The organism is Hyphomonas sp., from assembly GCF_040882205.1.
GTDB lineage: Bacteria > Pseudomonadota > Alphaproteobacteria > Caulobacterales > Hyphomonadaceae > Hyphomonas.
Genome location: NZ_JBBEBT010000322.1, coordinates 1 through 12,136, shown reverse-complemented (window position 1 = coordinate 12,136; position 12,136 = coordinate 1). Strand labels below are relative to the sequence as shown.

The window sequence follows — 12,136 nt, the reverse complement described above, 5'->3', positions numbered from 1 at the left end:
CGCTCGACGGCGGCCTGGAAGACGCCGCCGCGACGACACCGGAGGGCTTCGGCGCCCTGTTTCCCGCAACCGGCGGCGCGCTATATGGCCGGGCCAATCACGGCCCGATGGCGAGCTTCGCGCGGCCCGGCAGCGCCGCCCGCCTCCCCGGCCTCTACCTCGCGGGCGGCTCAGCCCATCCGGGGCCGGGCGTCCCGATGGCGACGCTGTCCGGGCGCCTCGCCGCAGCACGGATCTTGTCGGATCTCGCGCGCGGCAAGCAGCTCTAGCCGGGTTACGCGCGCAGGCTTGCCCGCCAAAGCGAGGCTTCCGGAACCAGCTTGTCCACGACCTTCGCCGATGACAGCACGCTCGGCACACCTGCGCCGGGATGGGTGCTGGCGCCGGTAAGATAGAGGCCCTTCACGTCGGCGCTCAAATTGTGCGGACGAAACCAGGCGCTTTGCAGGAGTTTCGGCTCCAGCCCGAAAGCTGCGCCCTTCGTCGACAGGAGGCGGTCGCGGAAATCGAGGGGCGTCATCAGCCGCTCGCTCACGATTTCCTGTCGCAGGCCGGGCAGCACGGTTGCTTCCAGTCTCTCGGCAACCCGCTCCCGGAAGGGGCCCGCCATCGCTTCCCAATCCGTGCCGGAATCGAGGTGGGGAACCGGCGCCAGAACATAGAAACTGTCACAACCCTCCGGCGCCAGCGAGGGATCGTTCGCCGTCGGGCGATGAAGATAGAGGCTGAAATCTTCCGCCAGAACCTTCTTGCGGAAGATGTCCTTCAACAGGCCGCGATAGCGCGGGCCGAGAACAATCGTGTGGTGGTAGCAATCTTCATACTGGCGGCGCGTTCCAAAATACCAGACGAACAGGCTCATGGAATAATCGGCCCTTGCGACCTTCCGGTCCGTCCATACGCGCCGCCTGGTGTTGCGCAGCAGTTTCGAATAGGTCCAGCCGATCTCTGCGTTGGAGACCACCAGGTCGCAGCCGATCACCTCGCCGCTCGCAAGACGTACACCCGTCGCGCAGCCGTCCTGCGTGAGGATCTCGTCCACTTCGGTGTGGAGGCGAAGCGTATTGCCCTGCCCTTCGATCAGACTGGCCAGACCCCGGACCAGTTCGCCCGTGCCGCCGATGGCGTAATGGACGCCCCATATCCGTTCGAGATGCGATATCAGGCAGTAGTAAGACGTGGCTTCGAACGGATCTCCGCCGATGAACAGAGGATGGAAGGAAAAGGCGATGCGCAGCTTTTCATTCGAAAAGTAGTCGGAGACCTTGGCATAGACCGAGCGAACACCGCCAAGACGGACCATGTCCGGCGCTGCCTTCAGAAGTGTCGAGACCTGATGAAAAGGTTCCTCTGCAAGCTGGGTATAGGCCGCGTCGAAAATGGCCTCGCTGGCTTTCAGGAAGCGGTCAAATCCGGCCACGTCTTCAGGGGCGAACCGGGCGATCTCGGCGCGGGTCATGTCCTCGTCGGCATGCGCTTCGAACACGGAGCCGTCATCAAACCGGATGCGGTAGAAGGGGTTGATCGCCTTGAGGGTGATCTCGTCTTCCAGGCGGCGGCCGCACAGCGCCCAGAGCTCGTTGAAGAGATGCGGCGCTGTCAGGATGGTCGGTCCGGCATCGAAGGTAAACCCGTCCTGCCGGAACGTGTAGGCCCGGCCTCCCGGTGCATCCAGTTTATCGAAGACCGTGACGCGGTAGCCTTTAGCGCCCAGCCGGACGGCAGCGGCCAGGCCGCCAAAGCCTGCGCCGACGACAATCGCATGCGGGGCGTCATCGTCTGGCCTGGCAGGGTGGGTCATTCCGTCCATGGCGCTGGGCTTCCTCCGTTTCTCAATTCCAGTTTGCCGATGCGGGTCTGCGTCAGACAATCTGCAAACCCACTCGGCCATTGTGAAATGGCGCGCGCCGCGCATTCGTCACGCATTTTCATGTGCCGGACTTGCGGGAGGGGCGCTCTGTTTCTGCAAAGGCTGTGAAAATGGCGGCGGCAACGCGCGCTGGATCTTCCTCGTGGGCGAGGTGGCCGAGGCCGGGGAGATGCTGCACGCTGGCTCCGCCGTAGCGGTGCGCCAGTTCGTCGGCGAGTTGCGGCGGCACGGCCCGGTCGTTTGCCCCGGTTATCTGGTGAAGGCTGAGCCCGGCGCGCTCGAACGGCGCCATCACACCGGAGACATCCCAGGCCGCCATCATCGAAAGAGTGCCCGAGACATGCGCGGCATTGCCGAACAGCCGGCCATAAAATTTGAGGTAGTCCGGTCCCGGGCGCGAGCCGGTGCCCTCGATCAGCTTTTCCACGCGCGCCGGATCACGCCCGCCTCGCGCTAGCGCGCGATATGCCAGCGGGTTGATGGCGAGCGCCTTCGCCATCAATGGTGCAATCAGCCCCGCCGGCCCGCCGAACGGCTTCAGCGCGCCGTTGAGTGCAATCACCTGCCGGGGCAGCGGCGCCAGCAGCGGCGCAACCTTCACGGCAATCGCCGCGCCCGCCGAGTGGCCGATGATGACCGAAGGCCTGAACCGCTCGGCCTCCAGAAGCCCCGTCAGCCCCCGCACCATTCCCGGCAGCGAGACATCAAGGCGGTAAAGGTTCTGCGTGAAGGCATGGCCGGGCAGGTCCATCGCCAGCACATCGAACTGTTTCGCCAGCAACGGCAGCAGCCCCGCCCAGGAATGCGTCGAGGCGCCGGTGCCGTGCAAAAGCAGGACGCTCTCGCCCTGGCCCGCGCGCTGCACATGCCAGCGAGAGCCGCCGGCCTCGACAAACCGGCTCAGCGCCCTGCCAGGCCAGTCCCTGCCATCTGCCTGCCAGTCAAGCCGCTTCGCCACGTCGCCTCACTCGAGCAGGAGGCTTCGCACGGCCTGCGACACGCGCGCAGCGTCGGCGACCGGCAGCGGCCGGTAGATGGCGCCCATCTCGGTGCTGATCATTTCGGCCTGCGCGCTCGGGCGGCGCGAAATGTCAAAGAAGAGGACAGGCTCCTGCAAGGCCTTGAGACGGCGCGCCATGTCGCGCGCATCTTCACCGGCCCGCTCGCGGCCGGCCGTGCCGTCCAGCGCGATATTGCCCTGCCCGTCCGAGAGGAACACGACATGCGGCGCCTTGCGCTTGCGCCGTTCGATGCGCACGAGCTGCGCCGCAGCGGCAATGCCCGCCGCCAGCGGGGTTGCGCCCCCGCCCGGCAGGCGCGACAGTGACCGCTTCACCCGCGTCAGTGACCGCGTCGGCGGCAGCAGCAGGTCTGCGCCCTCCTTGCGGAAGGCGATCAGTGCCACGGACTCGCGCCGCGCATAGCAGCCACTGAGCAGGAGTTCGATGGCGCCCTTCGCTTCCGAGAGGCGGTTCATCGCGGACGAACCGGACGCATCGACAACGAAGATCACCACTGCCTCGCTGCGGTGGCGGAAACGCTTCACGCGGAAATCGCTGGCCCGTACCGAAATCGCGGCGCCGCCGGCGGGCGCTTCGCGGATGCGCTGCCAGGGCGCGGCGGTGCGCAAAGTGGAAAGCAGATCGAGGCGTCCGTCGCGGCGCGGGTCGCCGGCGCGCGCGCCGATGCGGCTGCCCCGGCGGCGCGAAGCGACCATGTCGCCGGATTTTCCGGGCGGGACTTCCTGACGTGTGCGCTGTCGCGTCGTGCGCGCGCGCGCCGCGATATCAAGGGAAACACGAAGCTGGACCGCTTCGATCAGCATCTCCGTCAGTTCGTCAGGTTGCGGGTGAGGCCGGGAGGGGTCCTCGCCTTCATCTTTCGGCTCAGGCGGCTGAGGCGGCGGAGCGGGCGGCTCGGTCCGGTCGATCAGGATATTCGCACGGCTGGCATAAACAAGTTCGGCGGCCAGCGCGGCGTCTGCATCGGTCACCGTATCGCGCCCGGCGAGCGCCGCGATCCCGCGCGCGGCGGCAAGACAGAACCCCGGAGCTCGCAGCGACCGGATGCCGAGGCGGGCGGCCGCATCGATCAGCGCCTCGATCAGCGCGTCAGGCACCGTCACCCAGCGCAGCTTCTCGCGCGCAGCCGAGATGATCTGCGGCGTCAGCGTTTCCGGACGCAGGCGGGCTGGCGATACGCCGTGCAGAGACAATCCGAAACTGAGACGGTCGCCGAGGCCTGAGGGAAGCTTTTCCCCCGGCTCGTCCGGATCAGCAAAGGCCAGGGTCACGAACCGGGCTGGCGCGCACAGTGACAGGCCGTCGCGCTCGGTCTCCACCTCGCCTGTATCGATCGCGCGGGCGAGCTGGGCGGCGGCGCGGCCGGGCAGGCGCTCCGCCATCGGGACAACCAGCACACCCCCATCGGCGCGGGCGAGCAGTCCGGTTTCCGCGACAGGACGGCCATTGGCGAGCGTCGCGGCAAGGTCCAGTCCGCCCATCAGGCGGTCATCGGTAATCGACACCGGCATCCGGTGCAGCGCGGCCTCGCCGCCGAGCGCGCGCACGAGCCGGTCCTGCAACAGGCCTGCAAGTTCCGGCGCCGCGCCGTCGAACACCCCACCTTTCAGCCGGTGCGGCATCAGCGCAAGCAAGGCGGCGGCAAGATCGGCCTGCCCCCAGCGCGCGGCATCGAACTTTTCGAAGGCCTCCCGGCCTGCCTGCCGGTCTGTGGGCGGCGCGGCGGCGGGGTTCACGAAACAAACACCTCCGAGACGGCGCGTTCGACGCGCACGCCTGCGTCCGTATCATCGAGCGGGTCCTTTCGCAGCCGGTGGCGCAGGGCCAGCGCCGCGACCGCCTTCAAAGTTTCCATTGAGACCTGTGTTTCACCCGACAGTGCCGCGCGCGCCCTGGCCGCCCGCATCAGCGTCAGCTCGCCGCGCAGGCCGTCCGCGCCAAGCGTCAGGCAAAGCTCGACGGCCTTGGCGAGCACGGAGTCCGGCAGAATGACCGTATGCACCCGGGCACGCGCTTCGACGACGCGCTTGCGCAGCGCGGCGGTCTTGCGGGACCAGTCCTTGATGAAGGCAGCGGGGTCCTGCTCGAATGCATCGCGGCGGCGGACGATTTCCATCCGTTCCTTGAGGTCATGCGACGTGCGCACATCGACGCACAGCCCGAACCGGTCGAGCAGCTGCGGGCGCAGATCCCCCTCTTCCGGATTACCGCTGCCGACGAGGACAAACCTCGCGGGATGGCGAATCGAAAGGCCCTCGCGCTCCACGACATTCTCGCCGGACGCTGCCACATCGAGCAGCAGGTCAACGAGATGGTCGTCGAGCAGGTTGACTTCGTCGATGTAAAGGAAGCCGCGATTGGCGCGGGCGAGCAGCCCCGGTTCAAACCGCTTTTCGCCCTTGGACAAGGCCCGCTCAAGATCGAGCGCGCCGACCACCCGGTCTTCGGTGGCCCCGAGGGGCAGATCGACCACCGGCGCCGCGATCTTCTCGCAGACCTGGGCTTCCTTGCCGTCGCACACGCCGCACAGCCCTGCAGGGGCGGATGGCAGGCAGCGGTAAGGGCAGCCGCGGACGACTTCGATTTCCGGGAGCAGGGCGGCCAATGCGCGAATGGCCGTAGACTTACCGGTGCCCCGGTCGCCGAGCGCGAGGACGCCGCCGATCGACGGCTCGATGGCCGACATCAGCAAGGCGTCTTTCAGGGCTTCCTGGCCAACAATGGCAACAAACGGGAAGATGGCCAAAACGAGGTCCGATGCGCGTAGTGTAACGAAGGTGGACACAAGCCTATGTCAAAGCATCGCATAAGAAAAGCCGCCAGAGGAATTCCCCTGGCGGCCGGTTCTTGGGTCTGACTTCGCCTGTAAGGCGCGTGAGGTCAGGCTGGATTCTTCAGATAGGCGATCAAATCCGCACGGTCCTGCGGGTTGCGCAGGCCCGGGTAGGCCATGATCGTGCCGGGGATGAACTGCGTCGGTTTCTCCAGGTACACGAAAAGGTTTTCCTCGGTCCAGATGACGTTCGAGTTCTGGTTGGCCTCGGAATACTTGAAGCCCGGGATGGTGCCCGATCCGCGCCCGACGATGGCGTAGAGCGACGGGCCGACATTGTTGCGGCCTTCCTGGACGACGTGGCAGGTCATGCATTGCGCGAAGACGCGCTTACCCTTGGCCGCGTCGCCGGTATAGGACGCATAGTCCGTGCCGCCGGCAGCCGGGGCCGACGCTTCGGTCGGTGCGGGGGTCTCGGCAGGGGCAACTTCCGCCGGCGCAGCCGCTTCAACCGGATCCGCCTCGACCGTCGGCGCGGCCGCAGGGGCGGGCGCAGAAGGGTCTCCCGAGCCGCCACAGGCGGCGAGCGTGAGCGCGAGGGCAGAGGCCATCGCAAGGGTCAGACGCTTGGTGTCAAATCGCATTTGTTTCCTCCACAGAACACTGGATGCTGGATGGTAGTTCGCCGCAGGCCCATGCCAAGGTGCTATCCGGAGTGTTTTCTACACGCGTGCAGTCTGCACCCGCCAGTCCGCAAGTTCGGACGGATGCGCCTCAACATAATGACGCAGCCAGGCGGCAAATTGTTCCGGGGACTGCGAAATTTCTTCGGCCAGCGCTTCCAGCGAGACCCAGCGGAGCGCCTGCACCTCATCGGGATTGGCAACCGGCTCTGCCGGGGTGCGGCCGAAATAGAGATGCGGGATCTCGTTTTCGATCATGTCATTGTCGAGATAAGCGACATAGCGGCTCTTGAAGCCGAAGGTCAGGTTGAGGCGCAGCCCAACCTCTTCCTCAAGGCGGCGCACGGCGGCTGCGCCCGTCGGCTCGCCGGGGCGCGGATGGCCGCAACAGGCGTTAGCCCATTTGCCAGCCGAATGATACTTGCCTGGGGCGCGCTGCTGGATCAGGCAGTCGCCCGCCTCATTGAATATGAAGATCGAAAAAGCGCGGTGCAGCAGGCCGTCCTGATGGATGCGCCACTTGTCGCCGCCCTCGAGCGCTTCATCAGCCTCGTCGACGAGGATCACCTGTTCGAATTCATCGGACACACGCACGCTCCTCTGAGGCCAAGGCTAGAGCCAGCCCGGTTACAGGTCAAACGCCGCGTTTCAGGGGGGAAGTTGTTACTCGACCGTCCAGCCGCGCGGCGTGCGACGGGCCTGCAGTGTGACCGGCGCATCATTGACGCGCACGGGGATCGGCGCCGGCTGGCGCACGACATACCGCAGCACGAGCGCAGAGCCGGCGAGCAGGAGGCCGGCAAGGGCGGTCATCATGGCGATGAAGCTCGCAACGAAGATGAGCATCGCCCCAACAAGTAGCTGGGCCACGAAACCTAAACCTGCGCCCAGGGAAGCCAGCAGGCCGGGAGTGCGGTTGGGAAGAAGGGTCTTGTGCATCAAGCCTCACGATCAACCATCAAGATGGCCGCATGATGGCAGGCCGTCAACGCACTCTTGTGCGCCCTGGCTGCACAAATCCGCGATGATCGAAGGTTATTCACTCCTGACGCACGAGCAGGCCACGTTCGGCGCGGATTCGCGCATAGGCAGCGGTGATCGCCGCAGCCTTGGAGTGGGCGGCATCCTCGAACTCGCGCGGGGCGCCCATCTGGACGATCCGGTCAGGGTGATGATCCGCCATCAGGCGGCGATAGGCGGAGCGGATGTCCATGAACGCCGCATCATGAGCAACACCGAGAATATGGTACGGATCGTCGCGCTCAGGCCCGAGATGGGCGGCGCGGATCCGGCGGAAGGTCGCGCCGTCAAAGCCAAAGGCATCCGAGACATTCTGCAGGTAAACGAGTTCGGCCTCGGTCACGACCCCGTCCGCCCCGGCAATCTGGAACAGGCCGTCGAGCACGCCTTCCAGCAGGCAGGGCCGGTCACCATACTTCTTGCCGATCCGGCGGGCATAGGCCTCGTAACCGCGCACCGTCTGGCGGGCGAGCGTGAAGACGCGGCGGACATTCTCCGCCTCTTCCGGCGGCGCCCGGAAGACCCGGGCGAAGGCCATGATCTCGCTGTCGGACACCAGCCCGTCGGCGGCCGCCATCTTTGCGCCCAGCCCGACAACCGCAGCAGTAAACCCCACATCGTTGGGATCGGGGGCGCAGTCGTCTGCCCCGCCGCTGTCGAGCTCGGGTTCAGATCCGGTCTCGAAAAGGCGCCGGCCACTGCTCAGAAGGGTCGTCCAGAGGCTCATGACCCGACCGTCTATAGCAGGGTGAACCCCCGCTTGGACAGCGCCCGGCGTTCAAAGAGATGTGAAGCATCGGCAGCGGACGGGCGATGACCCTTGAAACTTGGTTATCTGGTGAAGCCTTCAGCCGCCCCGCGCCGCCAGAGTGTCGCGCAGGGCTTGGATCTCGGCGCGCATCTCGCGCAGCATCTGCATCATTTCGCTGCGCTTGGTTTCGGCGTCCTCGAGGTCGTCCTCGACATGCTCCAGCGTTTCCTCGATCGAACCGTCGCGCGCCCGGATTTCGTCGATGGCCCCCGTAATATCTGCCGAAGAGCGCCCTTCCATGGCCGCTTCCAGGCTTTCGATCTGCTTGCCGATGGCGGCCTTCTGCTTCTGGGTAAGCGCCTCGACGACGAGGGCGATGAACAGGTTGAGGATGGTGAAGCTGCCGACGAAGATGAAGATCAGGAAGAATACCCAAGCATAGGGATGGCCGTCATCGGTGACGGTGTCGAGCAGGTCCGACCTGCCATCCATCGTCATCAGCTGGAACAGGGTCAGCGCCGAATCCGGCAGGGTGCCAAACATCTCGCGCACATCGGCGTTCGCCGTGTTGCCATACATGTTGGTGGCCATCACCGCGCCGACATAGATCACGAGGATGATTACCGCGAGAATGGCGCCCATACCGGGGATGGATTTAAGGAGCGCCTCGGTGATGCGTTTCATCATAGGCACGAAGCGCAGGAGGCGCAGCACCGGCAGCACCCGCAACGCCCTCAGGACCGTGAACACCGAAGCGCCCGGGATCAGCGACAGCGACACGACGACGAAGTCGAACACGTTCCAGCCGAGCCGGAAGAACTGCCATCGCTACACCCAGAGCTTCGCGGCGATCTCGGCGACGAACACGGCCGTGACCGCGCCATCGAGAAATTCCAGCAAGCCGACCGCCGCGCCGGGCAAGGCAGCCCGGTATGTCAGCACGCCAAGTGTCAGTACGCCAAGTGTCAGCGCGTTGAAGATGATCAGCGATGTGATCGCTGTGCGGATCACGGGGCGCTCGAGAAAAGCCTCGATGGCCGAGTTGCTGGTCTCATAGTCGAGCGTTGCGCGCGCCATTCAGGCTGTCCCCTGTCTACACCACATGTCTGCCAGACGGCTGTTTGCCCTGACCCGGCACGGCTGCCAACCGTGCATTTGGCGGCCCGCTTACTCTGCCGAGGTGGTCGTGTCCGAGATGATCAGCCATTCGCCGTCCAGCTTGCGCAGCACCAGCGTGTAGAGGCCGGAGAGGTTTTCATCCTGCAGCTTCACATGCCAGCTGCCATGGGCAATAGCGGCGCCGGGCGACAGGATGTCGATCTCGTAATCGGCGGTCGTCAGCACCCCCATCCCATCCCGTCCGGGATAGCGCACCTTGTAGCGCGCCAGCGTGGCCTCGTACCCGCGCACGACATCCCCGCCGGAAGCAAAGCGCAGATCGTCTGATGGCCAGTAGCCATGCATGAACCCGTCGATGTCGCCGGCATTCCAGGCGGCGTCCTGTGCCTTCAGCAACGCAGTAATGGTGGCGGCCTCGGCCGCTGCCGCCCCGGGCGTCAGCGGCGCCGGTGCCGCGGCGCAGGCGGCCAGCATCAGAAAAACGGCGCCCGCAAAAGCGAAACGGACCATGCGCAAACTCCCCCTCGAATGAACGTGTTCAGCAGACGGCGAATCAGGGCCGCGCGCAAGCCGGTCAACAGGACGCCTTGCGCTCCTGACCTGCGGTCTCCGGCTCCGGCTCGGCCATAGCTGGCTTGGCGGCGGCGGGCTCGGTAAAGGCCTCGGGAGCTGGCATGGGCGCGGGCGCGGGATCCTCTTCCACGACCTCCCCGGTCTCTCAGGTCTGCACCGGCTCAGCCACCGGCTTGCGGCGGAACCCGAACAGGCCGCGCGGTATGGCATCGTCCTGCGTGTCCCCGGCCGCCTCGTCCTCGGCTTCGTCTTCCTGCGCCACCTTCTCGCGGCGCTGGCCCAGCGGGCCCTGACGGTCCGCCTGCCGGTCATAGGTCATGCTGTAATATTCCCAGGCCGTATGGGTCAGCGGTTTGGGCGTCAGCTCGAGGCCGTACATCCGGAGGCGTTCCACCACCTCGTCGCGCAGGTGCATGCCGGGAAAAGCGTCTGACCTGAAGCCGTGCGCCTTCATCCAGTCACGCACATCCCAGCTGCGCACCCGGCCGATTTCGGCCGGCAGGGCACCGTGATGGACTTCCCAGAAGTAAAGCGCGGCGACGCCGTTGATGGCAGCGTCCATTGCATCATCCAGCGCATTGCCCGGCGCATTGCCCTGGGCCAGCTGCGCCCGCAGCGACAGCTTGCGCGCTTCCAGTTCCTGATAGGTTACGCCGATCACGGCGATGCCGTTACGGTTGGCATTGATCAGCGCGCGGTTGACGCCGTCCAGCTGCGGATGGCGGATCGGCAAGAGCACGTCCGGGCCGACCGAGGCATTGGCGGCGACCTGCGACAGCTCGCTGACCATGCGCTGCAGGTTGATCCGCATTTCATGGCTGATGCCCTCCAGCGCCGACAGCCGGCCCGCGCGCGTATCCTCGCGCATGCGCCAGAGGTGCCAGGCGACCAGCGTCATCAGGGCGGTCAGGAGGCCGAGGCCACCCGTAAGGAAGGTATAGAATTGCGCTTCGCTCATTCTGAGATCCCCCGATGCAGGCCGGAGCAGGCAATGTCTGCGCCAGTTCAGGGACGCTCACAGAAAGTCTTAGCTGCCGAGGACGCGGCCTGCAATAACCCGCAATCTATCAAGGAAGACAGGATCTCGGGCTTCGGGCGCCGTGATCAGGGCAAAATCCAGACAGGATTCAATGCCCTGAGGCGAAGGCGTGCGGGGCATCTCTGCCAGCGCCTGCGCCAGCCGGACAATCGCCCGGCGGGCGAGTGCACTATTATGGTGCATCACCTCGAGGACATTCGTCACCGTCACGGCCTCGGTTTCGGCGCGCCAGCAGTCATAGTCGGTGACCATGGCGAGCGTGGCATAGGGCAGCTCCGCCTCCCGGGCGAGCTTGGCCTCCGGCATGTTGGTCATGCCGATCACGTCGCAGCCCCAGCTGCGGTAGAGCTTCGATTCCGCCAGCGAGGAAAATTGCGGCCCCTCCATCGCGAGGTAAGTGCCGCCCCGGTGCACCTTGCCGCCCACCGCCGCGGCAGCCTCCGCTGCGAGACCCGACAGGCGCGTGCAGACCGGCTGGGCCATCGAGACATGCGCGGCCATGCCGGGACCGAAAAAGGTTTTCTCGCGCGCAAAGGTCCGGTCGATGAACTGGTCGACGGCGACGAAATCCCCGGGCGCATATTGCTACTGCAAGGAGCCGCACGCGGAGATCGACAGCACGTCCGTGCAGCCCGCCGCTTTGAGCGCCGCGATGTTTGCGCGGTAGGGCACATCGGTCGGGGTCAGACGGTGCCCCTTCCCGTGGCGCGGCAGGAAGACAAGCTCCACCGGACCAATCCGCCCGCGCATCAGCGTATCCGACGGCGCGCCCCAGACGGTCTCGATCTTCTCCTCGCGCCGGTCCTCGAGCCCGTCGATGGCATAAAGGCCCGAGCCGCCGATGATGCCGAGTGTCCAGTGGGTCATGAGATCAGTCCTTGAAGATCTTGCACATACCGAACGGGGGCGGGGAGAGCGGATTGACGGTGGTCAGTTCCGCATCGTCCGCCCGGGCGTAGCCAAGGCCCGCATAGAATGCGATCAGGCGCGGCTGGTCCGCGCGGATGGCCAGCTGAGCGCCTTCCTTGCCGGCTTCGCGCCCGGCCGCTTCGAGCGCCGCGAGGATCCCCGCGCCGAAGCCCTGTTTCCGGAAGGCCGGCAGAACGCCGATGCGCTTGATTTGCCGTCCACGCACCCTGCCCGCCCGGTCCCGGCAAGGCCAACCAGCGGCCGGAGCCGATGGCATCACCTGCGTGCATCGGGACCGCGCCTGCGCGCCCGGCAATCTGCGCCGCAGCCGTTTCCGGCGTTTCGCAGAAGACGAAATAGCCGCGCCAACCCCGCAT

13 protein-coding genes and 2 pseudogenes are annotated in these 12,136 nt (G+C 66.0%); 1 reads left to right on the top strand and 14 read right to left on the bottom strand.

Annotated features, from left to right (window positions below; translation table 11 throughout):
* Positions 1–269, top strand: a 269-nt coding sequence (locus WEA77_RS13860) for an FAD-dependent oxidoreductase (protein WP_368068470.1), incomplete at its 5' end; no start/stop codon positions are given.
* A gap of 5 nt (positions 270–274) precedes the next feature.
* Here the strand turns inward: WEA77_RS13860 and WEA77_RS13855 are convergent.
* The 14 genes and pseudogenes from WEA77_RS13855 to WEA77_RS13790 form a co-directional block, all read right to left on the bottom strand.
* Complete coding sequence (locus tag WEA77_RS13855) at positions 275–1,810, bottom strand: phytoene desaturase (RefSeq protein WP_368068469.1); 1,536 nt, start codon at positions 1,808–1,810, stop codon at positions 275–277.
* A gap of 118 nt (positions 1,811–1,928) precedes the next feature.
* The gene (gene bchO, locus WEA77_RS13850) at positions 1,929–2,828 is read right to left on the bottom strand and encodes an alpha/beta fold hydrolase BchO (protein WP_368068468.1); all 900 of its coding nucleotides are present in this window, start codon (positions 2,826–2,828) and stop codon (positions 1,929–1,931) included.
* A 6-nt stretch (positions 2,829–2,834) separates the two neighbouring features.
* Positions 2,835–4,628, bottom strand: coding sequence for a magnesium chelatase subunit D (locus tag WEA77_RS13845; protein WP_368068467.1), 1,794 nt, complete (start codon positions 4,626–4,628; stop codon positions 2,835–2,837).
* A complete protein-coding gene (bchI, locus tag WEA77_RS13840; protein ID WP_368068466.1) occupies positions 4,625–5,677 on the bottom strand; it encodes a magnesium chelatase ATPase subunit I in 1,053 nt (350 codons plus the stop codon). Before bchI ends, WEA77_RS13845 begins: the two co-directional genes overlap by 4 nt.
* Positions 5,678–5,772: 95 nt before the next feature.
* Positions 5,773–6,309 (bottom strand): cytochrome c family protein, encoded by a 537-nt coding sequence (locus tag WEA77_RS13835; protein ID WP_368068465.1) that lies wholly within the window; start codon positions 6,307–6,309, stop codon positions 5,773–5,775.
* Between the two features lie 78 nt (positions 6,310–6,387).
* Entirely contained in the window at positions 6,388–6,936 is a 549-nt protein-coding gene (idi, locus tag WEA77_RS13830; RefSeq protein WP_368068464.1) for an isopentenyl-diphosphate Delta-isomerase, read from the bottom strand.
* 75 nt (positions 6,937–7,011) lie between these two features.
* A complete protein-coding gene (locus WEA77_RS13825; RefSeq protein ID WP_368068463.1) occupies positions 7,012–7,218 on the bottom strand; it encodes a hypothetical protein in 207 nt (68 codons plus the stop codon).
* Positions 7,219–7,387: 169 nt separating this feature from the next.
* Positions 7,388–8,095 (bottom strand): TerB family tellurite resistance protein, encoded by a 708-nt coding sequence (locus tag WEA77_RS13820; RefSeq protein ID WP_368068462.1) that lies wholly within the window; start codon positions 8,093–8,095, stop codon positions 7,388–7,390.
* Positions 8,096–8,215: 120 nt separating this feature from the next.
* A pseudogene (locus tag WEA77_RS13815) lies at positions 8,216–8,932 on the bottom strand (ion transporter); the annotation flags it as partial.
* Positions 8,933–8,947: 15 nt separating this feature from the next.
* Positions 8,948–9,196, bottom strand: a complete 249-nt coding sequence (locus WEA77_RS13810) for a hypothetical protein (protein WP_368068461.1) — start codon at positions 9,194–9,196, stop codon at positions 8,948–8,950.
* Between the two features lie 90 nt (positions 9,197–9,286).
* A complete protein-coding gene (locus tag WEA77_RS13805) occupies positions 9,287–9,748 on the bottom strand; it encodes a DUF4440 domain-containing protein (RefSeq protein ID WP_368068460.1) in 462 nt (153 codons plus the stop codon).
* A gap of 208 nt (positions 9,749–9,956) precedes the next feature.
* Positions 9,957–10,769, bottom strand: a complete 813-nt coding sequence (locus WEA77_RS13800) for a hypothetical protein (RefSeq protein ID WP_368068459.1) — start codon at positions 10,767–10,769, stop codon at positions 9,957–9,959.
* Between the two features lie 69 nt (positions 10,770–10,838).
* A pseudogene (locus tag WEA77_RS13795) lies at positions 10,839–11,717 on the bottom strand (S-methyl-5'-thioadenosine phosphorylase).
* A 4-nt stretch (positions 11,718–11,721) separates the two neighbouring features.
* On the bottom strand, positions 11,722–11,985 hold the full coding sequence (locus WEA77_RS13790; protein WP_368068458.1) for a GNAT family N-acetyltransferase: 264 nt from the start codon (positions 11,983–11,985) through the stop codon (positions 11,722–11,724).
* Between the last annotated feature and the right edge of the window lie 151 nt (positions 11,986–12,136).